This is a genomic window from Streptomyces sp. NPDC050546 (assembly GCF_044457425.1).
GTDB lineage: Bacteria > Actinomycetota > Actinomycetes > Streptomycetales > Streptomycetaceae > Streptomyces.
Genome location: NZ_JBITGX010000004.1, coordinates 284,911 through 306,692, shown reverse-complemented (window position 1 = coordinate 306,692; position 21,782 = coordinate 284,911). Strand labels below are relative to the sequence as shown.

The following is a 21,782-nucleotide window of genomic DNA, read 5'->3' as shown; positions in this document are numbered from 1 at the left end:
GTCTTCTCTCGGTCTCGATGTGGGTAGCGACTACCAGCGGTAGTGCGCGAAGGCCTTGTTGGACTCGGCCATCTTGTGGGTGTCCTCGCGCTTCTTCACAGCGGCACCAAGGCCGTTGGAGGCGTCGAGAAGCTCGTTGAGCAGACGCTCGGTCATGGTCTTCTCGCGACGGGCGCGGGAGTAACCGACCAGCCAGCGCAGCGCGAGCGTGTTGGCACGACCGGGCTTGACCTCGATCGGAACCTGGTACGTCGCACCACCGACACGGCGGGACTTGACCTCGAGGGTCGGCTTGATGTTTTCCAGTGCGCGCTTCAGCGTGATGATCGGGTCGTTGCCCGTCTTCTCACGCAGACCCTCCATGGCGCCGTAGACGATGCGCTCGGCGGTGGAGCGCTTGCCGTTCAGCAGCACCTTGTTGATGAGGGAGGTCACCAGAGGAGAACCGTAGACCGGGTCGATGATGACCGGGCGCTTCGGGGCGGGGCCCTTACGAGGCATTCTTACTTCTCCTTCTTGGCGCCGTAGCGGCTGCGGGCCTGCTTGCGGTTCTTGACACCCTGGGTGTCGAGCGAGCCGCGGATGATCTTGTAGCGAACACCCGGCAGGTCCTTCACACGGCCGCCGCGCACGAGCACGATGGAGTGCTCCTGCAGGTTGTGTCCCTCACCCGGAATGTAAGCGGTGACCTCGATCCCGCTGGTCAGACGCACACGCGCGACCTTACGCAGGGCCGAGTTCGGCTTCTTCGGGGTGGTCGTGAACACACGCGTGCAGACGCCACGACGCTGAGGGGAACCCTCGAGTGCGGGCGTCTTGTTCTTCTCGACCTTGTCCTGCCGGCCCTTACGGACCAGCTGCTGGATCGTAGGCACTACTTCTCCGGTTTCTGTGTGCCGAATGGTGAAGCTAACCTGGAACGTCGCCGACCCACGCGGTCGGGTGTGTCGAATCCCGCGGACTCCCGCCGCGAGGCAGAAAGAAGCGCAGATTGCGGTGGCCGGTAACAGCTCGCGATGCGGTTGATGGCACGCACGAGAGCCAGGGCACACCCCAGGCACAAGGTCTGAGCGTACCTATCGCATTCGCTGCGGTCAAAACAAATGGGTGCCGCCCGCATGGTTATGCGGAGCATGTCAAGGCCCCAGGCCGTTCAGCCAGCCATTCAACCGGCCGTTCGGCCGACGGTTCAACCGGCCGTTCAGCCCGCTGTTCAGCCCGCCGTTCAGCCCGCCGCGATGGACACCACCGTCAGCAACACCAGGACGAGTGCCCAGCCCGCCGTGGACAACCATCCGAGCACCAGCCCGGTCAGCGCGAGCCCGTCCCCCAGCTCGCCCCGGCTGCGGATCTCGGCCCGCGCCACGTGCCCCAGCACGACGGCCGGGATCCCGGTCAGCCCCATCGTCGGCACACACAGCAGACCGCACACGCCCGCCGCGACCGCCTTCCCGTTCGTCGCGGGCCGCGGCACCGGCAGGAACGTCCGCGGCACGGGCACAACACCGGCCGACTGCGGCACGGGCCCCTGCGGCAGGTCCGCGACGAGCAGCGCCAGCTCCCCCACGGTCCGGGCCCCGTACGCCCGCGCCACCCGCTTCTCGAACTCGTCCCGCTCCATCCGCCCCTCGCCGAACCCGGCTCTGAGCACGTCCACGGCCCGCTCCCGGTCGGCGTGGGAGGCGAGCATGGACGGTGGGCCGGCGCCCTGCCAGGGGTGCCAGGAGGGATAGGGCGGCTGCGACACGGAGTACCTCCCCGGGAACCCGAGTCCTTCCATGATGCGCCGAGGGGACGCTTCCGGCATCGGTGTGCCCGGGGCGAGGCACCGCACGTCAGCCACGCGGCCGAATGTCGCCCGTTTCTCCCATGGTCATTTCAAGTACGTTGACGCCTGTACGACGACGCCTGTAGAGGGCAGGCATCGGCACGGGTGAACGCGGGGGCGGCGGGATGACCGGGGGGCAGACACGCGCGTGGGACGACGACGGCGTCCCCTTCCTCGCCCGGCTGGAGCGGGAGGACCGCGCCGCCCTGCTCGCCATCGGCCGCCCCCTCGGCTACCGGGCCCGGGGCGTCATCCTGCACCAGGACGAGCCCTCGGCCCATGTCCTGCTCCTCCTGCACGGCTGGACCAAGGTCACGGCGATCGCCGCCAACGGCTACGAGGCGCTGCTCGCCCTGCGCGGCCCCGGCGACATCATCGGCGAGGGCGCGGCCCTCAGCGGCCGCGGCCGCTCTGCGACGGTGACGGCCCTGGAGCCGGTCGAGGCGGTCGTCATCGACCAGAACCGTTTCACCACGTTCGTCTCGGACCACGCCCGGGTGGCACTGCACCTGCTGAGCCTGTCCACGGACCGGCAGCGGTCGACCGACCGCCGCCGGCTGGAATGGGCCGCGCTGACCGTGCGCGAGCGGCTGGCCGTCCTGCTGCTCGAACTGGTGCGCACGCACGGCAGCCGGACGGACGAGGGCGTCGAGCTCACCATCGGGCTCAGCCAGCAGGAGTTCGCCGGTTCCGTGGGCTCCTCCCGCGAGGCGGTGGCCCGGCTCCTCAAGGAGCTGCGGGACCGGCAGGTCGTCGCCACCCGGCGCCGCCGCATCGTCGTACTCCGCCCCGACGTACTGCGCCGCATAGCGGGCGAAGCCTCCGCCTGACGCACATGGCCGGCGAAGCCTCCGCCTGACGCACATCCCCGCCCGCCGTTCCATGCACACGGTCACATTCCGTCCGTGTCATCGGCCCTCCGGCGCCCGCCCGCGACCCGCCATCGTGCTGGACGACGGACACCGACGTGCGAGAGGCAGCCATGACCGACCCCGTGTACCGCACGATCCTCCTCTTCGACATCGAGCAGTACGGATCGCGCGACGACGTGGAACAGGCGTTCCTGCGACGCGTCCTGTACGACGTCGTCGACACGACCCTGCTCGACGCCGCCGTCGACGAGACGGCCCGGCTGCGCGCCGACCGCGGCGACTCCGTCATGGAGCTGATCGACACCGCGGTCCCCGTACCCGCCCTGATCAAGACACTTCTGACCGAGACCCCCGCCCTCCTCCACAACAAGAACCGCCTCCTGGCGACCAGCGCCCGTATGCGGCTGCGCATCGTCCTGTCCTCGGGCTACGTCGCCGTCGACGAACTCGACGGCTGGGTCGGCTCCGACCTCAACCACGCGGTCCGCCTGCTGAACTCCGACCCCCTGCGCGACGCCCTGAAGCAGCGCGAGTCCGACTGCGTGCTGTGCGTGTCGGAAGGGATCTACCAGGGAGTGGTACGGCACGGCCCGCTGGGCGTGCGGCCGGAGGAGTTCCACCGGGTGACCGTGGGGACGAAGGAGGGGCCCACGGTGGCCTGGGTGCACGGGGAGCCGGGCAGCACGCCGAGCTCGTCCGAAGCCCCCGCCGACGCCTCAGGCCAGGACGCGCCAGCCCCCCAGCGCTCCGACGTCCGCGTCTACGGCGATCAGTACGGTCAGGCGGGCGGCACACTCCACGGCGGCCAGCACTTCGACTTCACCGGCCGGGCCCGGGACGAGCGCCGATGAGCCAGGAGGAAGCGGCGGCCGACGCGACGCATCCGGCCGAAGCGCAGGACGGCGAGAAGAAGCAGCGGGACGAGGCGGCCGAGGAACAGCCGAGGCAGGAGGCGTGGGCCGCGCGCCGGGACCTGATCGCGCACGCCCCGGACTTCGTCTCCACTCTCGTCGCCCGGGACCAGTTCGGTCAGACAGGCGGCACGCACCACGGCGACCAGCACTTCCACTTCGGAGGCCGGGCAGAGGCACGTCGCACGCTGTCCGGGCCGATTCCACCGTCGGAGGTCGAGGAGCTGGAGGGCGTCTTCCGTGGCTGCCAGAGCTTTGACGAGGCCCTGAAGCGCCTGCGGGACGACAGGCTCGTCATCCTGTCCGGCGGACGCGAGACAGGCCGTCGTACCGCCGCGCTGATGCTGCTGCACCGGTCGGGCGCCGGGCGGTTGCGCTCCCTCGATCCCCCCGCGTCGTTCCCGGAGCTGGCCGACCAGGTGGACGCCTCGGCCGGCTACGTCCTGTGCGATTTGCCCGTCACCCGGAAGCGTCTCCTGCGCGAGGCCCAACTGCACTCTCTTCGAGAGCGGTTGGAGCGCGCTCAGGCCCGTCTGGTGATCACCGTCGAGCCCTCGGCGGCGCTGGGCGACCTGCCCTCCGTACGGTGGGAGCCGCCGTCGGCCGAGGACCTGCTGCACGCCCATGTCACGCCGGCGACCGGTGAGTCCGCCTGGCCGGAACTGTGCGGACTCACAGCGGTGAAGGAGTTCCTCACCCGGCATCACCGGCCCGAGGCGATCAGGCGGTTCGCGCTGGAGCTCGTCGCGCACCAGCGCGGCGAGATCGACGAGGCACGGCTCGCCGCCTTCGGCGAGACGGCCGTGGCGACCCAGGTGACCCGCTGGCTCACCGAGGAGAAGCCCGAACTGCGCGACAAGGCGTTTCTCGTCTCCCTCGCCGTCTTCGACAAGGCGCCGTACGCGGTGACGGCCGAGCTCGCCGACGGCCTCTTCGTACGCCTGCACGACATCCAGGATCCGAACATCCGGCCGTCCATCCCCGTCTTCGGCAGCTCCCGCGAGGAGCGGCTCCGGCTCGCGCACGCCGACGGCTATGCGACCGCGGAGGTCACCGAGTGGGGTTCCCTGGAGGGCAGGTTCTGCGCCGCGTTCCGGGACGAGCGGACGGCTCCGATGCTGCTGGAGGAGGTGTGGAACCTCCATCCGTCCGCCCGCCCTGCCTTCGCGGAGTGGATCCGCAAGCTGGCCGACGACCGCCGCCCTCTGGTGCGGACCCGGGCGGCGTCGGCCGCCGCGCTGCTGGCCAAGGCCGATCTGTCGTCCGCCATGGCCCACCTCATCGAGCCATGGGCGGACGGCCGTAAGCCGCATGCCTGGCTGACCGCGGCCAACGCCCTCACCATGACCCAGCTGCTGGACGTGCCGGCCGTCTCCCGGATCCTGCACGACTGGTGCGTCGGGGACGTGGAGAGCCGTCGCTGGACGGCCATCCGTGCCTACGGCCTCCTGGGGCCGGTGCACCACGAGGAGACCCTGGCGGCACTCGTGGACGCCATGCACCGGCCGCCGCCCGACGAGGCCGGGAGCGTCCAGGAGGACGGGGAGCCATCGGAGGAGGCCCGGCAGCTCGCCGACGCCCTCGAACTCCTCCTCCTCGCCGTACGGGACCCGGTACTGGCCGCCCTGACCGAACTCCGCCGCACCGACCGCGTCCGCCCGCACGCCCTGCTCGCCTTCCTCCAGGCCTGCCGGCAGACGAAGGACGACGACAGCGACCGTCCGCCCGTCCTCGCCTGGTACGCGCGGTCCGCGGCAGCCGAGGACCCGACGGCCGCCCGGCAGCTGGCCGCGTACTGGGACGGGCTGCTCACCGACCGGACGCACAACCCGAAGGCCCTCGGCGTCCTGCGCGGCTGGGTGCGCCATGCCGACGACGACCCGGAGACCGAGTCGGCCCTCGCCTCGCTGCTCGGCGCCCTCGTCGCCACGCCCACCAACCGGCGGCGCGTCAGCCATCTGCTGGGCACGGTCCGCGACTCCAGGGGAGCCGTCACACCGGCCGCTGACCGGCTGCGCAAGCGCCTCGCCCTCGACTGACCCGCCTACGGAGGCCGACCATGGACCACGACACCGATCCCGTCCGCACCGTCTGGCAGCTGCCGCGCTTCCACCTCGGCGGCCGCCGCTTCACGGGCCGCATCGACCACGCCCTGGTGTGTGTGACCCGAAAGGGCGCGTACGAGACCTTCCCGCCGCCCGACCGTCCCGCGTCGATGCGGCGGTACGTCGCCGTGTACGAGGTGGACACGGACCCGCACGCCTTCCAGCTGGACGTGCTCCTGCCCAGCCTGGTCGACAGCTTCGAGTTCGAGGTCACGGCCGACGTCGGCTGGCGGGTCAGCCACCCGGCGCTCTTCGTCCGCAGCCAGGAGCGGGACGTACCCGGCCTGCTCACCCGGGAGCTGCTGCCGCTGATGCGGGACGCCGGCCGCCATCACCCGATCGACGCGAGCGCGGAGGCGGAGCGGGCCGTACAGCGGGCGGTGCGGGAGGCGACCTCGCTCGGCCGCGCCCAGGGCCTGCACGTCACCTGCTCGATACGCCTGCGCCGCGACGCCACCGAGCGATCCCACCAGGACCGTCTGCGGACCGCCCGGCACGAGGTGGAGGCCGCGAAGCCGGAGCACGAGGCGACCCGGCTCCGCGACACCTACGATGCCGAGCGCAGGGCCGAGCAGATCAGGTTCTACGAACTCACCCTGGCCAGGGGCGGTACCGCCGCGCTCGCCCTGCACCTGGCGGCGCACCCGGAGGAGACCCGGCTCGTCCTGGAGCATCTCCAGTCGGGCCAGAACAGGCTGCTGGACACCCAGGTGAACCTGATCAACCAGGCCTTGGACAGCAAGCAGCTGGAGGGCTACCAGCTCGACGAGCCCCACAAGCTCATCGCCGAGCGGATGAAGGTCATCCTGCGGACCACGGACCCGTCCGCCCCGCCCGAGGACGATCCGGAGTCGGGCACATGACCTCGTCGGACGATTCCGGCGTGCGGGCGGGCGTCCAGCTGCTCGCCGATCTCCGCGGCGAGATCGCCCGCGCCGACGCCAAGGCCACCGTGCTCGTCGGCGCCCTGGGCATCTCTGGGGGCATGCTCGCCGCGCTCCTGGCCGACCGCGACTGGACTCCCGGCCGGCTTCCCGCGCCCGCGGCCGTGCTGTGGTGGGCCGGGGCGACGTCCCTGGTCGTCGCGCTGTTCGCCCTCCTGCTCGCGGTCGTGCCCCGCTACCGGAGCAGCCGCTGGACGCCCGGCAGCCCGCTCACCTACTTCGGCGACGTACGACGGGCCGCAGCCGAGGGGCGGCTCACCACGGCCCTGGCGGACACCGGCCGCGACCCCGCTCGTGGCCTGCTGCTCGCTCTCGCCGAGACGAGCGGCATCGCCGCCCGCAAGCACTTCTGGATCCGGACCGGACTGGTCTCGTTCGGCTGCTCGGCGGTCCTGCTGCCCGGATCGATGCTCCTCGCCTGAACCACGCCGCTCTGTCCCCCGCACGGGAAGGAAGGCCCATGCCCATGTCCGCACCGGTCCCCGACGACGACCTCCCCCGCCGCCCCGGCCGGATCCACATAGCCGCCCGCCGGCGCGGGGCGGACCTCACCGCCCTTGGCGCGCTGGCGCTGCACCTCCCCCACGTCACCGCCAGCCTGGCCGTCGTCTTCGTCCTGTCCTACGCCCTGGGCCACCTCAGCGAGCTGCCCTGGTGGCTTCTCTTCGGCTGCTGGGTCCTGAGCGGAGCCCTGGTCTTCCACCGGCCGTGCGAACGGCTCCTGGCCCGTTGGCTGTTCGGCCTGCGCTACCCCACACCGGAGGAGGACAGGCGGCTGCGGCCCGTCTGGCGCGAGGTGACCGCCCGGGCCGGAGTGGACGCGAGCGCCTATCAACTCTGGATGGAGGAGAGCGACGAGATCAACGCCCTGGCGGCGGCCGGTCATATCGTCGGCGTGACCCGTCACTCGCTGCGGACGCTGACACCCGGCCAGCTCGCCGGGGTCCTCGCCCACGAACTCGGGCATCACACGCGGGGACACGCGTGGGCCTCGCTGCTGTCCCTCTGGTACGCGCTGCCCGCCCGGCTCGCCTGGCGGCTGCTGCTCCTGCTGTGCACCCGGCTGGGCCGGCTCCCGACGGGTGCGGCCGCCGTGCTGATCGGCGTGGCCGGGGCCGTTCTCATCGCGCTGGCGACCGCCACGTACGGGCTGATCTTCCTGCCGTTGGCGACGCCCTATCTGGTGGCCGCGGTCGCCCGGCGGTCCGAGCTGCGGGCCGACGAGCACGCGGCGGGGCTCGGCTTCGCGCCCCAGCTCATGGCCGTACTGCACCAGGAGCGCGAACGGGAGGCCACGGCCACCGCCCCGGGCCTCGCCTTCGCGAAAGGCGGGATGATCACGCGGCTGCTCGACTCGCACCCCGATGTGCACACCCGGCTCCACCGCTTGCAGGCCCATCTGGACAGCCGGCGCTGACACGCCGAAGGGCGGCCACCCCAAGGTGACCGCCCTCCGGTTCAAGCGACTCGCTTACTGGTTGTACGGACCGTAGTCGTAGTCCTCCAGCGGAACGGCCTGGCCGGAGCCCGTGCCGAACGGCGAGTAGTCGATGTCGTCGTAGCCGACGGCCGAGTACATCGCGGCCTTGGCCTCCTCGGTCGGCTCGACCCGGATGTTGCGGTAGCGGGACAGACCCGTACCGGCCGGGATGAGCTTACCGATGATGACGTTCTCCTTGAGGCCGATGAGGCTGTCGGACTTGGCGTTGATCGCCGCGTCCGTCAGGACTCGGGTCGTCTCCTGGAAGGAGGCGGCCGACAGCCAGGATTCCGTCGCCAGCGAGGCCTTGGTGATACCCATCAGCTGCGGACGACCGGAGGCCGGGTGACCGCCCTCCTGGACCACACGACGGTTCTCGGTCTCGAACTTCGAGCGCTCGACCAGCTCGCCGGGCAGCAGCTCGGCGTCGCCGGACTCGATGATCGTCACACGGCGGAGCATCTGCCGGATGATGATCTCGATGTGCTTGTCGTGGATCGACACACCCTGCGAGTTGTAGACCTTCTGGACCTCGCCGACCAGGTGGACCTGGACGGCACGCTGACCCAGGATGCGCAGCACGTCGTGCGGGTTGGTGGCACCCACGGTGAGCTTCTGGCCCACCTCGACGTGCTCGCCCTCGCTGACCAGGAGACGGGCACGCTTCGAGATCGGGAACGCCGTCTCGTCGCTGCCGTCGTCCGGGGTGACGACGAGCTTCTTGGTCTTCTCGGTCTCCTCGATCCGGACGCGGCCGGAGGCCTCGGAGATCGGGGCGACACCCTTCGGGGTACGGGCCTCGAAGAGCTCGACGACACGCGGCAGACCCTGGGTGATGTCGTCACCGGCCACACCACCGGTGTGGAAGGTACGCATCGTCAGCTGGGTGCCGGGCTCACCGATGGACTGGGCGGCGATGATGCCGACCGCCTCACCGATGTCGACCAGCTTGCCGGTGGCCAGCGAACGGCCGTAGCACATGGCACAGGTGCCGACGTGCGACTCGCAGGTCAGGATCGAGCGGGTCTTGACCTCCTCGACACCGTGGTGCACGAGCTGGTCGATGAGCACGTCGCCCAGGTCCACGTTGGCCGGCGCGATCACCTTGCCGTCGATGACGACGTCCTGGGCGAGCATGCGGGCGTAGACGCTGGTCTCGACGTCCTCGGCCTTGCGCAGGACACCGGCCTCGTCCTTCGAGGCGATCCGCAGCTTCAGACCGCGCTCGGTGCCGCAGTCCTCCTCGCGGATGATGACGTCCTGGGAGACGTCGACCAGACGACGGGTGAGGTAACCCGAGTCGGCGGTACGCAGAGCGGTGTCCGCCAGACCCTTACGGGCACCGTGCGTGGAGATGAAGTACTCCAGCACGGACAGGCCCTCACGGAACGACGCCTTGATCGGACGCGGGATCGTCTCGTTCTTCGCGTTCGACACCAGACCACGCATACCGGCGATCTGACGCATCTGCATCATGTTGCCTCGTGCACCCGAGTTCACCATCATGAAGATCGGGTTGGTCTTCGGGAAGTTGTCGTTCATCGCCTCGGCGACCTCGTTGGTCGCCTTGGTCCAGATCGCGATGAGCTCCTGCGTGCGCTCGTCCTTGGTGATCAGACCGCGCTCGTACTGCTTCTGGACCTTCTCGTCCTGCGCCTCGTAGCCGCGGACGATCTCCTTCTTCGCCTCGGGAACGACGACGTCGGAGATGGCCACGGTGACGCCGGAGCGGGTCGCCCAGTAGAAGCCGGCCGCCTTCAGGTTGTCGAGCGTCGCCGCCACGATGACCTTGGGGTAGCGCTCGGCGAGGTCGTTGACGATCTCGGAGAGCTGCTTCTTGCCGACCTCGTAGTCGACGAACGGGTAGTCCTCGGGCAGCAGCTCGTTGAAGAGCGCGCGGCCCAGGGTGGTGTTCAGCCGGAAGCTGTCACCCTGCTGCCACTCGGGCTCGCCCTCCTCACGCGCCGGCGGCATCCAGCCACGCGGCGGGATGGTGCCGACCGGGAAGCGGACGTCGATCTTCGACTGGAGCGACAGCTCGCCCGCGTCGAAGGCCATGATCGCCTCGGCGACCGAGGCGAAGGAACGGCCCTCGCCCTTGAGGTCGCGCATCTCGCCGTCGGTGGTGAGGAAGAACAGACCGAGGACCATGTCCTGGGTCGGCATCGTCACCGGACGGCCGTCGGCGGGCTTGAGGATGTTGTTCGAGGACAGCATCAGGATGCGGGCCTCGGCCTGCGCCTCCGCGGAGAGCGGCAGGTGCACGGCCATCTGGTCACCGTCGAAGTCCGCGTTGAACGCGGTGCAGACGAGCGGGTGGATCTGAATGGCCTTGCCCTCGACCAGCTGCGGCTCGAAGGCCTGGATGCCGAGGCGGTGCAGCGTGGGCGCACGGTTCAGCAGAACCGGGTGCTCCGCGATGACCTCTTCCAGCACGTCGTACACGACCGTGCGGCCGCGCTCGACCATGCGCTTGGCGCTCTTGATGTTCTGCGCGTGGTTCAGGTCGACCAGACGCTTCATCACGAACGGCTTGAAGAGCTCCAGCGCCATCGCCTTCGGCAGACCGCACTGGTGCAGCTTCAGCTGCGGACCGACGACGATCACGGAACGCGCGGAGTAGTCCACACGCTTACCGAGCAGGTTCTGACGGAAGCGGCCCTGCTTACCCTTCAGCATGTCGCTGAGGGACTTCAGCGGGCGGTTGCCGGGACCGGTGACCGGACGGCCACGACGGCCGTTGTCGAACAGCGCGTCGACGGCCTCCTGGAGCATGCGCTTCTCGTTGTTCACGATGATCTCGGGCGCACCGAGGTCGAGAAGGCGCTTCAGTCGGTTGTTCCGGTTGATCACACGGCGGTACAGGTCGTTCAGGTCGGAGGTCGCGAAGCGGCCACCGTCCAGCTGCACCATCGGGCGAAGGTCCGGCGGGATGACCGGCACGCAGTCGAGCACCATGCCCTTGGGGCTGTTGCTGGTCTGCAGGAACGCGGAGACGACCTTCAGGCGCTTGAGCGCACGGGTCTTCTTCTGGCCCTTGCCGGTGCGGATGATCTCGCGGAGCTTCTCGGCCTCCTCGTCGAGGTCGAAGGACTCCAGGCGCTTCTGCAGCGCCGCGGCACCCATCGAGCCGTCGAAGTACGTGCCGAAGCGGTCACGCAGCTCGCGGTAGAGCAGCTCGTCGCCCTCGAGGTCCTGGACCTTGAGGTTCTTGAAGCGGTTCCACACCTCGTCGAGACGGTCGATCTCGCGCTGCGCACGGTCGCGCAGCTGCTTCATCTCGCGCTCGGCACCCTCGCGCACCTTGCGGCGCACGTCGGCCTTGGCGCCCTCGGCCTCCAGCTCGGCCAGGTCGGTCTCGAGCTTCTTGGCCCGGGCCTCCAGGTCGGCGTCGCGGCGCTGCTCGACCTGCTGGCGCTCGACGGAGACGTGGGCCTCCAGCGAGGGCAGGTCGCGCGTACGGCGCTCCTCGTCGACGTACGTGATCATGTACGCCGCGAAGTAGATGACCTTCTCCAGGTCCTTCGGGGCGAGGTCGAGCAGGTAGCCCAGACGCGACGGGACGCCCTTGAAGTACCAGATGTGCGTGACGGGCGCGGCCAGCTCGATGTGGCCCATCCGCTCACGACGCACCTTGGCGCGGGTGACCTCGACGCCACAGCGCTCACAGATGATGCCCTTGAAGCGGACGCGCTTGTACTTGCCGCAGTAGCACTCCCAGTCCCGGGTCGGACCGAAGATCTTCTCGCAGAAGAGTCCGTCCTTCTCGGGCTTGAGGGTGCGGTAGTTGATGGTCTCGGGCTTCTTGACCTCGCCGTGGCTCCACTGACGGATGTCGTCAGCGGTAGCCAGACCGATCCGGAGCTCGTCGAAGAAGTTGACGTCGAGCACTATGCGTCAATCCCTCTCAGGGTTGTAAGTCATGGGGTCTGATACGGGGGTCCTGGGGCCGGAGGCCTTCATGACGAAGGCCTCCGAACTCCCGTCAGACCTCTTCGACGCTGCTCGGCTCGCGCCGGGACAGGTCGATGCCAAGCTCCTCCGCAGCGCGGAAGACGTCCTCGTCGGTGTCGCGCATCTCGATGGACATGCCGTCCGAGGACAGCACCTCCACGTTGAGGCACAGGGACTGCATCTCCTTGATGAGCACCTTGAAGGACTCGGGGATGCCGGGCTCGGGAATGTTCTCGCCCTTGACGATGGCCTCGTAGACCTTCACGCGGCCGGTGACGTCGTCGGACTTGATGGTCAGCAGCTCCTGGAGGGCGTACGCGGCGCCGTAAGCCTCCAGCGCCCACACCTCCATCTCACCGAAGCGCTGGCCACCGAACTGGGCCTTACCACCCAGCGGCTGCTGGGTGATCATCGAGTACGGACCGGTCGAACGGGCGTGGAGCTTGTCGTCGACCAGGTGGTGCAGCTTCAGGATGTACATGTAGCCGACCGAGATCGGCTCCGGGAACGGCTCGCCGGAACGGCCGTCGAACAGCGGCGCCTTACCGGTCGGGAGCACCATGCGCTCGCCGTCGCGGTTCGGGATCGTGTGGTTCAGCAGACCCGCCAGCTCGTCCTCACGCGCACCGTCGAAGACGGGGGTGGCGACGTTGGTGCCGGGCTCGACCTTGTCGGCCTCGATGGCCTGGAGGCGCTGCGCCCAGTCGTCCGCGAGACCGGAGACGTCCCAGCCGCGGCTGGCGAGCCAGCCGAGGTGGATCTCCAGGACCTGACCCGGGTTCATTCGGGACGGCACACCGAGCGGGTTGAGGATGATGTCGACCGGGGTGCCGTCCTCCAGGAACGGCATGTCCTCGATCGGCAGGATCTTCGAGATGACGCCCTTGTTGCCGTGGCGGCCGGCGAGCTTGTCACCGTCGGTGATCTTGCGCTTCTGTGCGACGTAGACGCGCACCAGCTGGTTCACACCGGGGGGAAGCTCGTCGCCCTCCTCGCGGTCGAAGACGCGGACGCCGATGACCTTGCCGGTCTCGCCGTGCGGCACCTTCAGCGAGGTGTCACGGACCTCACGGGCCTTCTCACCGAAGATCGCGCGCAGCAGGCGCTCCTCGGGCGTCAGCTCGGTCTCACCCTTGGGCGTGACCTTGCCGACGAGGATGTCACCGGCGATGACCTCGGCACCGATACGGATGATGCCGCGCTCGTCGAGGTCGGCGAGGACCTCCTCGGAGACGTTCGGGATGTCCCGGGTGATCTCCTCGGGGCCGAGCTTGGTGTCACGGGCGTCGACCTCGTGCTCCTCGATGTGGATCGAGGAGAGGACGTCGTCCTGCACGAGGCGCTGCGACAGGATGATCGCGTCCTCGTAGTTGTGACCCTCCCACGGCATGAACGCCACGAGCAGGTTCTTGCCCAGCGCCATCTCGCCGTGCTGGGTGGCCGGACCGTCGGCGAGGATCTGGCCCTCGATGATCCGGTCGCCCTCGTTGACGATGACCTTCTGGTTGACCGAGGTGCCCTGGTTGGAACGGGCGAACTTGGCCAGGCGGTACGTGATGTACGTGCCGTCGTCGTTGGCGGTGGTGATGTAGTCCGCGGAGACCTCCTGGACCACACCCGGCTTCTCGGCCTTGACCACGTCGCCGGCGTCGGCGGCGGAGCGGTACTCCATGCCGGTGCCGACGAGCGGGGCCTCGGACTTAATCAGCGGCACGGCCTGACGCATCATGTTCGCGCCCATGAGGGCACGGTTGGCGTCGTCGTGCTCGAGGAAGGGGATCATGGCGGTCGCGACCGACACCATCTGGCGCGGCGAGACGTCCATGTAGTCCACGTCTTCACCGGTGACGTAGTCGACCTCGCCACCCTTACGGCGGACGAGCACACGGGCCTCGGCGAAGCGGAGGTCGTCCGTCAGCGGCGCGTTGGCCTGCGCGATGACGAAGCGGTCCTCCTCGTCGGCGGTCAGGTAGTCGACGTCGTCGGTGACCTGGCCCTCGAAGACCTTGCGGTACGGGGTCTCGACGAAACCGAACGCGTTGACCCGGCCGTAGGAGGCGAGCGAGCCGATCAGACCGATGTTCGGGCCTTCGGGCGTCTCGATCGGGCACATGCGGCCGTAGTGCGAGGGGTGCACGTCACGGACCTCGAAGCCGGCCCGCTCACGGGACAGACCACCGGGACCCAGAGCCGAGAGACGACGCTTGTGCGTCAGACCCGACAGCGGGTTGTTCTGGTCCATGAACTGCGACAGCTGGCTGGTGCCGAAGAACTCCTTGATGGAGGCGACGACCGGCCGGATGTTGATCAGGGTCTGCGGCGTGATCGCCTCGACGTCCTGGGTCGTCATCCGCTCGCGGACGACACGCTCCATACGCGCCAGACCCGTACGGACCTGGTTCTGGATGAGCTCGCCGACGCTGCGCAGACGGCGGTTGCCGAAGTGGTCGATGTCGTCGGTCTCGACGACGATCGAGGTACCGCTGTCGCCGACCGTCTCGGTCTCGCCCGCGTGCAGCTTCACCAGGTACTTGATCGTCGAGATGACGTCCTCGACGGTCAGGATGCCGGCGTCGAGCGGAGCGTCCGCGCCCAGCTTCTTGTTGACCTTGTAGCGGCCGACCTTGGCGAGGTCGTAGCGCTTGGGGTTGAAGTACAGGTTCTCAAGGAGCGTCTGCGCGGCCTCACGCGTGGGGGGCTCGCCCGGACGCAGCTTGCGGTAGATGTCGAGCAGCGCGTCGTCCTGGCCCTGGGTGTGGTCCTTCTCCAGGGTGGCGCGCATGGACTCGTACTCGCCGAACTCCTCCAGGATCTGCTCGGTCGTCCAACCGAGAGCCTTGAGCAGAACGGTGACGGACTGCTTGCGCTTGCGGTCGATGCGGACACCGACCATGTCGCGCTTGTCGATCTCCAGCTCCAGCCAGGCACCGCGGGACGGGATGACCTTGGCGGAGAAGATGTCCTTGTCGGACGTCTTGTCGATCGAGGAGTCGAAGTAGACACCGGGCGAACGGACCAGCTGCGACACCACGACACGCTCGGTGCCGTTGATGACGAAGGTGCCCTTGTTCGTCATGAGCGGGAAGTCGCCCATGAAGACGGTCTGGGACTTGATCTCGCCGGTCTCGTTGTTGGTGAACTCGGCGGTGACGAAGAGCGGAGCCGCGTACGTGAAGTCGCGCTCCTTGCACTCGTCGATCGAGTTCTTCGGCGGCTCGAAGCGGTGGTCACGGAAGGTCAGCGACATCGACCCGCTGAAGTCCTCGATCGGGGAGATCTCCTCGAAGATCTCCTCCAGACCGGACTTGGTGGGGACGTCCTGACCGCTGTCCAGAGCCTCCTCGACCCGACTCTGCCAAGCGGTGTTGCCGAGCAGCCAGTCGAAGCTCTCGGTCTGCAGCGCGAGCAGGTTCGGAACCTCGAGAGGCTCCTTGATCTTTGCAAAAGAGATGCGCAGCGGGGCAGTGCTGGCGGCGTTGTTCGTATTCGCGGTCGAGGCGTTGCGCGAGGCGGCCAAGAGGGGGTCCTTCCGAGGGCTCGGACTCACTACGCGCGTACCGGCCCCTCTCCCGTACACAGAGACAAGCCGAGTCGGTCCGGCCAAAAGGCCAGGTCAGACAGGTCTTGTCATCGATGCTCGAGTGAGGGCAGACCCCTGGTGACGGGCAGGGGACAGCTAACAGGCAGCGCAAAGGGTCAGTGTAGCCACTTGGCACACTGATGTCCAGTCCGGGTTTTCACGCCCGTGTTGACCCTCGTTGTTCCACTCCTGCGACAAGGCGCTGCCCTCAACGCACGTTGATACTGCCCTCTTCGTCGTCGATCCATGCCTCGGATACGGATCCTTGTGACGACGCGTCCTGAGAATTGCGCGCTGCGTGCGGTTCGTCAAGGCCCCCCTGCCCGAACCGGGGCTGCCCGGAGACACGACGAAGATCACCATACCCCCCGTCACTGAGGGTGCAAGGCAACCGTGGCCGGACCCCGGGAACGCCGAAGAGCGACCACCCGGATGGATGATCGCTCTTCCGCGCTTACGCGTTACACGTCCAGCCGGACGTGTCGTGGATCCTGTCGGATCCGAGGGGTCTTACTTGACCTCGACGGAGGCGCCGGCGCCCTTGAGGGACTCGGCGGCCTTCTCGGCGGCGTCCTTGGCGACCTTCTCGAGGACGGGCTTCGGGGCGCCGTCCACGAGGTCCTTGGCCTCCTTCAGACCCAGGGAGGTCAGCTCACGCACGACCTTGATGACCTGGATCTTCTTGTCGCCGGCACCGGTGAGGATGACGTCGAACTCGTCCTGCTCCTCGGCGGCCTCGGCGGCGGCGCCACCAGCGGCACCACCGGCGACGACGACCGGCGCGGCAGCGGCGGCGGTGACGTCGAACTTCTCCTCGAAGGCCTTCACGAACTCGGAGAGCTCGATGAGGGTCATCTCTTCGAACTGGGCGAGCAGGTCGTCCTGGCTGAGCTTCGCCATGATGGCGGTCCTTCCACTAAATCGGCAGGTGCCGGATGTACATGTGAGGCGGGCGTACGTCTGGCCCGCGACGGTCTCCGCGTTCAGGCAGCGGGGACCGGGATGCGAGCCGAGTTACTCGGCACCGCCCTGCTCGTCCTGCTTGGCACGGAGCGCGTCCACGGTGCGGACGAGCTTCGACGGCAGCGCCTGGAAGACGGAAGCAGCCTGGGACTGCTTGCCCTTCATGGCACCGGCCAGCTTGGAGAGCAGAACCTCGCGGGACTCGAGGTCCGCAAGCTTCTTGATGTCGTCGGCGGACAGCGCCTTGCCGTCAAGGACACCGCCCTTGATGACGAGGTTGGGGTTGTCCTTGGCGAAGTCACGGAGACCCTTCGCCGCCTCGACCGGGTCACCGGTCACGAAGGCGACGGCCGACGAACCCGTGAAGAGGTCGTCGATCGTGTTGATCCCGGCCTCATTGGCCGCAATCTTGGTCAGCGTGTTCTTCGCCACACGGTAGTTAGCGTTCTCACCGAGTGAACGACGCAGCTGCTGCAGCTGCGCCACGGTGAGACCGGTGTACGCGGTGACGACGGCACCGTTGGAGTTGCGGAACTTGTCCCGCATCTCCTCGACGGCATCGACCTTGTCAGGCCTCGCCATGAGCCTCGGCCTCCTTCCGGGTGATTCGGACCGCGCGGACCCGAAGGAGGACTGGGGAAAACGAAACGCCCCGGCGCAAGCGCACGGGGCGTAGCTCGACCGGTTCTCAGTCCGCACGAGGCGGCGAAATCCAGGAGCTCTTCCAGTGTCACCTGCGCGGGTCGTCCGCCGTTCAGCGGATCCTTCGGCCACCACGCCCTCTTCCGAGCACGCGGTAACGACCAGCGGTCTTTGGCTTCTACAGGAGGGTACGGGAACGGATCGCCGTCAAGCAAATCCGCCCGTACGGCTCCGTCGTACGACCGGCGAAGCGGGGCCGGATCAGCCCTGCTCCAGCTCCTTGAACATGCCGGCGAGGTCGGCGACCTCGTTGGCGGGCGGCGCCTTGACGTCCACCGGCTTGTTGTAGTCGAGGAAGGTGATGGTCATGTCGAGCGGGCCCTTGTCGGCATCGCCCTTCATGCGGAACTGCTTGGTGTGGTCGTCACCGTCGATCCACATGTCCATCGTGAGCTTGTCGACGCCGAGCTTCTCGAACTGCTTGATGCTCTTCTCGCGCTGCTTGCGAGTGTCCGCCTTGGCGTCCTTGAGGGAGGCGCGCAGGTCAGCCAGGGTGACCGTGCCCGAGTAGTGGGTCGTCTCGACGCCCTCGACCTTCTCGGAGCCGACCTCCTTCACGTCCTTGGCGCCCGTGAGGAAGGCGGACTGGTCCGCGGGGTTCTGGTCGGCCTGGCTCGTGCTGCTGCCCATCTTGTCGAGATCCTTGCCGGCCTCGGATCCGGACAGGTCGAACTTCATCCAGCGCTTGCCGTCCATCTCCTTGGCCATCTCGGCTCCCCCACCGAGGTACATGGCCTTGTCGACGAGGCGGATCTCCACGGCCTCGGTGGCTCCCTTGTCGGGTGCCGTCATCTTCATGCTCATGGCGATCGTGGGCTTCATGCGCATCGACGCCTCGCCCTTGACCCGGCCCTCGCCCGGGCTCGTGCCACTCAGGCGGTACCGGAGGGACGTGATGTCCTCCGTGTTCTTCGCGGCCTTGGCTACGGCGGCCGCGGGCGTCATCTCCGGCGACTGCTCGGATCCGCAGCCGACCGCGCCGACGGCGAGAAGCAGCGCGCCCAGGCCGGCGGTGGGTATGGATGTCTTCATTGATTCCCCCCAAGGAATGCAGACTTGCTTCACAGCAAGGCCGTGAGCCTACCCCAGGGGGCACAAGTGATCTAACCGAATTCACGGCAACCTCAGGGCTTACCGGCTGTACCGGCCTTCTTCCGCATCAGGTCCTCGAAGTCACCGGTGTCGGACAGCGGGGGCCGCTGGGCCCGGACCCGCACGCCGTAGTCGCGGTAGTGCGCGGTCTGGGTCATCCGGCCCGCGGTCATCCGCGCCTTCTCCACCTTCTTGACCAGAAGGTTCCGCTCGTCGATCCAGATGTCGACGGTCTCGGTGGTGACGCCGGCCTCGGTGAGCTGCTTCTTCAGGCCGTCGTCGGTGACGTCCGCCGTGGCCACGGTGCCGGAGTAATGGGTGGCGGCCCGGCCGCGTATGGTCTCCTCGCCGATCTTCCGGACGTCCCCCGAGGCCAGCAGGAGTTTCACGGACTGGTTGGGCGTGGTGCTGCGCATCTGGTCGCCGAGGTGGGCCCCGGAGCCGCCGGTGAGGGCTTCGAGATCGTCGTACGCGTACCTGATCCAGTGCCTGCCACCGGTCTGCTCGGCGAACTTGTCGCCCATGCGCGCGTAGTACGCGTCGGGCAGGTAGCGGGCCTCCATCGAGGTGGTGCCGAGCTTGCGCATGGTGTCGGCGATCGTGCCGCCGGTGTAGGTGATGGTGAGGGTGCCGGTGATGCCGTCGCTCCAGCCGAGGGCGCCGCCGGCGGTCATGGACATCAGCGAGCCCATGGTCGTCGTGGACTCGACGCGGGCGGACTCGGCCCGTGCGGTGGCCCGTTCGGCGGAGCGCAGGGCCGCCAGGGTGCTGCCGCTCACGGCACGGTCGTCCTTGCCCGGGCGGTCGGAGGAGTCCGAGAAGGTGCAGGCGGCCACCCCCGTCAGCGCGGTCGCCACCGCGAGCACCTGGCCCACGCGGCGCACGGTCGTGCCCTGCATACGTCCCCCCGTTCGCATCCGGTTCCCGCACGTTAACCCAGGCCACCGGCGTACGCACCGGAAAAGGGAACGGGCCCCGCACCTGTGAGAGGTGCGGGGCCCGTGACCGGTTGGGCGAGCCGTCAGGCTCAGACCGCCGCCGGGTCCTCCTCGACGAGGAGGTTGCGGGTGCGGTTCGAGTCCAGCGGAATGCCGGGGCCCATCGTGGTGCTGATGGCGGCCTTCTTGATGTAACGGCCCTTGGCGGCGGACGGCTTCAGACGGAGGATCTCCTCCAGCGCCGCGCCGTAGTTCTCCACCAGCTTGGTGTCGTCGAACGACGTCTTGCCGATGATGAAGTGCAGGTTCGAGTGCTTGTCGACGCGGAACTCGATCTTGCCGCCCTTGATGTCGTTGACAGCCTTGGTGACATCGGGGGTGACGGTGCCGGTCTTCGGGTTCGGCATCAGACCACGCGGGCCGAGCACGCGGCCGAGGCGGCCGACCTTGCCCATGAGGTCCGGGGTGGCGACGACGGCGTCGAAGTCCAGACGGCCCTTCGACACCTCGTCGATCAGCTCGTCGGAGCCGACGATGTCGGCGCCCGCGGCGAGTGCGGCCTCGGCACGGTCACCGGTCGCGAAGACCAGGACCCGGGCGGTCTTACCGGTGCCGTGCGGGAGGTTCACGGTGCCACGGACCATCTGGTCGGCCTTGCGCGGGTCGACACCCAGGCGGAAGGCGACCTCGACGGTGCCGTCGAACTTCGACGTGGAGGTCTCCTTGGCGAGACGGACGGCCTCGAGCGGGGCGTAGAGCTTCTCCCGGTCGATCTTGGCGTCCGCAGCGCGAAGGGACTTGCTGCGCTTGCTCACTACTGCTCCTGTGGATTCTTAGGAGTCGTGGTCCGGGCCGAGCGGGCCCTGCCACTTCTGCTGATGGAGTTGGGGCTCAGTCCTCGACCGTGACGCCCATGGAGCGGGCGGTGCCGGCGATGATCTTCGCGGCGGCGTCCAGGTCGTTGGCGTTGAGGTCGGGCATCTTGGTCGTGGCGATCTCACGGACCTGGTCACGCGTGATCTTCGCGACCTTGGTCTTGTGCGGCTCGCCCGAGCCCTTCTCGATGCCCGCGGCCTTCAGGATCATCTTGGCGGCCGGCGGGGTCTTGGTGATGAAGGTGAAGGAACGGTCCTCGTAGACCGTGATCTCCACCGGGATGACCCAGCCACGCTGCGACTCGGTCGCGGCGTTGTAGGCCTTGCAGAACTCCATGATGTTGACGCCGTGCTGGCCCAGCGCGGGGCCGACCGGCGGAGCCGGGTTGGCCGCACCGGCCTGGATCTGGAGCTTGATGAGCCCCGTGACCTTCTTCTTCTTGGGAGGCATTGCTCTCTCCGGGTCCTAGTGAGAGTTTTCCAGCCTCCGAACCGGATCATCCGGCTGGAGGCATACCGCACAACGATAACGGGTATCCATGTGCGGCCAAAAACCGAGCAGGTCAGGCAGGCTCCAGGAGCCCGTCTGACCTGCTCGGAAGCTGGTGTCCGCTAGTTCTTCTGGATCTGGTCGAAGGAGAGCTCGACCGGCGTCTCGCGGCCGAAGATCTCGACGAGGCCCTTGACCTTCTTCGAGTCCGGGTTGATCTCGTTGATGGTCGCCTGCAGCGTGGCGAACGGGCCGTCGGTGACGGTGACCGAGTCGCCGACCTCGAAGTCCAGCACCTGGACCTCGACCTTGCGGGCCGGAGCCGGCTTGCCCTCGGCCTCGGCGGCCTCGCGGGCGGCCTTCTCCTCGGCCTCGGGGGCGAGCATCTTGACGATCTCGTCCAGGGTCAGCGGGTACGGGTCGTAGGCGTTGCCCACGAAGCCGGTGACGCCGGGGGTGTTGCGGACGACGCCCCAGGACTCGTTCGTCAGGTCCATGCGGACGAGGACGTAGCCGGGGAGCTTGTTCTGCTTGATCGTCTTGCGGTCGCCGTTCTTGATCTGGACGACCTCTTCCTGCGGCACCTCGGCCTGGAAGATGTAGTCCTCGACGTTGAGCGAGACGGCGCGCTGCTCGAGGTTGGTCTTCACGCGGTTCTCGTAGCCGGCGTAGGTGTGGATCACGTACCACTCGCCGGGCAGGACCCGCAGTTCCTCGCGAAGCTTCTCGATCGGGTCACGGTCGTCCTCGGGCTCTTCCTCGAGTTCTTCCGCGGCCTCTTCGCCGTCCTCGGACTCCTCTTCGCCGTCCTCCGACTCCGCTTCGGCGTCGTCGTCCGCGACGGCGTCGGCAGCCTCGACCTCGGCGGAGGTCTCGGTGTCCTCGCTGTCCGCGCCCTCGACGGTGTCGAGCTCGTCCTCGACGGACTCGACAGGCTCGATGGCGTCGTTCACGTTCGGGTCAGACACGGTGGCTGCTTCTTCCTGGATACATAGGGGTGGAACATGCGAAAGGAGCGCCGGGTACCTCGGCGCTCTTCGCGGGCTGC

The 21,782-nt window shown here is 68.2% G+C and carries 18 protein-coding genes; 6 read left to right on the top strand and 12 right to left on the bottom strand.

The genetic code is table 11. The features are described from left to right. Positions 1-30: 30 nt before the first annotated feature. The 3 genes from rpsG to ACIBK5_RS12340 all read right to left on the bottom strand — a co-directional run bounded on the left by rpsG (position 31) and on the right by ACIBK5_RS12340 (position 1,690). On the bottom strand, positions 31-501 hold the full coding sequence (rpsG, locus tag ACIBK5_RS12350; RefSeq protein ID WP_003992340.1) for a 30S ribosomal protein S7: 471 nt from the start codon (positions 499-501) through the stop codon (positions 31-33). Between the two features lie 2 nt (positions 502-503). Further along, positions 504-875 carry a 30S ribosomal protein S12 gene (gene rpsL / locus ACIBK5_RS12345; protein ID WP_003948652.1) on the bottom strand — a complete coding sequence of 124 codons (372 nt, stop codon included), beginning with the start codon at positions 873-875 and terminating at the stop codon, positions 504-506. A gap of 350 nt (positions 876-1,225) precedes the next feature. Continuing rightward, a complete protein-coding gene (locus ACIBK5_RS12340; protein WP_399019194.1) occupies positions 1,226-1,690 on the bottom strand; it encodes a DUF1707 and DUF4190 domain-containing protein in 465 nt (154 codons plus the stop codon). Positions 1,691-1,953: 263 nt separating this feature from the next. Here ACIBK5_RS12340 and ACIBK5_RS12335 point away from each other — a divergent pair, with 263 nt between their 5' ends. From ACIBK5_RS12335 to ACIBK5_RS12310, 6 genes are all read left to right on the top strand, one after another. After that, positions 1,954-2,658: a Crp/Fnr family transcriptional regulator gene (locus ACIBK5_RS12335; RefSeq protein WP_399018773.1), complete on the top strand. Its 705-nt coding sequence runs from the start codon at positions 1,954-1,956 to the stop codon at positions 2,656-2,658. Positions 2,659-2,810: 152 nt separating this feature from the next. Then, positions 2,811-3,551 (top strand): hypothetical protein, encoded by a 741-nt coding sequence (locus tag ACIBK5_RS12330; RefSeq protein WP_399018772.1) that lies wholly within the window; start codon positions 2,811-2,813, stop codon positions 3,549-3,551. Next, complete coding sequence (locus tag ACIBK5_RS12325; protein WP_399018770.1) at positions 3,548-5,650, top strand: hypothetical protein; 2,103 nt, start codon at positions 3,548-3,550, stop codon at positions 5,648-5,650. Before ACIBK5_RS12330 ends, ACIBK5_RS12325 begins: the two co-directional genes overlap by 4 nt. Positions 5,651-5,670: 20 nt before the next feature. After that, on the top strand, positions 5,671-6,579 hold the full coding sequence (locus ACIBK5_RS12320) for a hypothetical protein (RefSeq protein WP_399018768.1): 909 nt from the start codon (positions 5,671-5,673) through the stop codon (positions 6,577-6,579). Further along, on the top strand, positions 6,576-7,082 hold the full coding sequence (locus tag ACIBK5_RS12315; protein ID WP_399018766.1) for a Pycsar system effector family protein: 507 nt from the start codon (positions 6,576-6,578) through the stop codon (positions 7,080-7,082). Before ACIBK5_RS12320 ends, ACIBK5_RS12315 begins: the two co-directional genes overlap by 4 nt. Before the next feature lie 44 nt (positions 7,083-7,126). Continuing rightward, positions 7,127-8,077, top strand: coding sequence for a M48 family metalloprotease (locus ACIBK5_RS12310; RefSeq protein WP_399018765.1), 951 nt, complete (start codon positions 7,127-7,129; stop codon positions 8,075-8,077). 54 nt (positions 8,078-8,131) lie between these two features. Here ACIBK5_RS12310 and ACIBK5_RS12305 read toward each other — a convergent pair whose 3' ends face one another. From ACIBK5_RS12305 to nusG, 9 genes are all read right to left on the bottom strand, one after another. After that, on the bottom strand, positions 8,132-12,031 hold the full coding sequence (locus tag ACIBK5_RS12305; RefSeq protein ID WP_399018763.1) for a DNA-directed RNA polymerase subunit beta': 3,900 nt from the start codon (positions 12,029-12,031) through the stop codon (positions 8,132-8,134). Positions 12,032-12,125: 94 nt separating this feature from the next. Next, the gene (gene rpoB / locus ACIBK5_RS12300) at positions 12,126-15,611 is read right to left on the bottom strand and encodes a DNA-directed RNA polymerase subunit beta (protein WP_189728715.1); all 3,486 of its coding nucleotides are present in this window, start codon (positions 15,609-15,611) and stop codon (positions 12,126-12,128) included. A 573-nt stretch (positions 15,612-16,184) separates the two neighbouring features. Then, positions 16,185-16,574 (bottom strand): 50S ribosomal protein L7/L12, encoded by a 390-nt coding sequence (rplL, locus tag ACIBK5_RS12295; RefSeq protein WP_189728713.1) that lies wholly within the window; start codon positions 16,572-16,574, stop codon positions 16,185-16,187. A 114-nt stretch (positions 16,575-16,688) separates the two neighbouring features. Next, positions 16,689-17,219: a 50S ribosomal protein L10 gene (rplJ, locus tag ACIBK5_RS12290; RefSeq protein WP_215119470.1), complete on the bottom strand. Its 531-nt coding sequence runs from the start codon at positions 17,217-17,219 to the stop codon at positions 16,689-16,691. 321 nt (positions 17,220-17,540) lie between these two features. Further along, the gene (locus ACIBK5_RS12285; RefSeq protein WP_399018760.1) at positions 17,541-18,371 is read right to left on the bottom strand and encodes a DUF1396 domain-containing protein; all 831 of its coding nucleotides are present in this window, start codon (positions 18,369-18,371) and stop codon (positions 17,541-17,543) included. 92 nt (positions 18,372-18,463) lie between these two features. After that, positions 18,464-19,330, bottom strand: coding sequence for a hypothetical protein (locus ACIBK5_RS12280; RefSeq protein WP_399018759.1), 867 nt, complete (start codon positions 19,328-19,330; stop codon positions 18,464-18,466). Positions 19,331-19,458: 128 nt separating this feature from the next. After that, on the bottom strand, positions 19,459-20,184 hold the full coding sequence (rplA, locus tag ACIBK5_RS12275; protein WP_399018757.1) for a 50S ribosomal protein L1: 726 nt from the start codon (positions 20,182-20,184) through the stop codon (positions 19,459-19,461). Between the two features lie 76 nt (positions 20,185-20,260). Then, positions 20,261-20,695 (bottom strand): 50S ribosomal protein L11, encoded by a 435-nt coding sequence (gene rplK / locus ACIBK5_RS12270; protein ID WP_031141270.1) that lies wholly within the window; start codon positions 20,693-20,695, stop codon positions 20,261-20,263. A 161-nt stretch (positions 20,696-20,856) separates the two neighbouring features. Further along, positions 20,857-21,702 carry a transcription termination/antitermination protein NusG gene (nusG, locus tag ACIBK5_RS12265; protein WP_399018754.1) on the bottom strand — a complete coding sequence of 282 codons (846 nt, stop codon included), beginning with the start codon at positions 21,700-21,702 and terminating at the stop codon, positions 20,857-20,859. Between the last annotated feature and the right edge of the window lie 80 nt (positions 21,703-21,782).

Coding starts and splice junctions, on each gene's coding strand:
- rpsG (WP_003992340.1), bottom strand. CDS start 501: ATGCCTCGTAAGGGCCCCGCCCCGAAGCGCCCGGTCATCATCGACCCG.
- ACIBK5_RS12285 (WP_399018760.1), bottom strand. CDS start 18,371: ATGAAGACATCCATACCCACCGCCGGCCTGGGCGCGCTGCTTCTCGCC.
- rplJ (WP_215119470.1), bottom strand. CDS start 17,219: ATGGCGAGGCCTGACAAGGTCGATGCCGTCGAGGAGATGCGGGACAAG.
- ACIBK5_RS12280 (WP_399018759.1), bottom strand. CDS start 19,330: ATGCAGGGCACGACCGTGCGCCGCGTGGGCCAGGTGCTCGCGGTGGCG.
- ACIBK5_RS12335 (WP_399018773.1), top strand. CDS start 1,954: ATGACCGGGGGGCAGACACGCGCGTGGGACGACGACGGCGTCCCCTTC.
- ACIBK5_RS12315 (WP_399018766.1), top strand. CDS start 6,576: ATGACCTCGTCGGACGATTCCGGCGTGCGGGCGGGCGTCCAGCTGCTC.
- ACIBK5_RS12310 (WP_399018765.1), top strand. CDS start 7,127: ATGTCCGCACCGGTCCCCGACGACGACCTCCCCCGCCGCCCCGGCCGG.
- ACIBK5_RS12320 (WP_399018768.1), top strand. CDS start 5,671: ATGGACCACGACACCGATCCCGTCCGCACCGTCTGGCAGCTGCCGCGC.
- ACIBK5_RS12325 (WP_399018770.1), top strand. CDS start 3,548: ATGAGCCAGGAGGAAGCGGCGGCCGACGCGACGCATCCGGCCGAAGCG.
- ACIBK5_RS12340 (WP_399019194.1), bottom strand. CDS start 1,690: ATGCTCGCCTCCCACGCCGACCGGGAGCGGGCCGTGGACGTGCTCAGA.
- ACIBK5_RS12330 (WP_399018772.1), top strand. CDS start 2,811: ATGACCGACCCCGTGTACCGCACGATCCTCCTCTTCGACATCGAGCAG.
- rplK (WP_031141270.1), bottom strand. CDS start 20,695: ATGCCTCCCAAGAAGAAGAAGGTCACGGGGCTCATCAAGCTCCAGATC.
- rplL (WP_189728713.1), bottom strand. CDS start 16,574: ATGGCGAAGCTCAGCCAGGACGACCTGCTCGCCCAGTTCGAAGAGATG.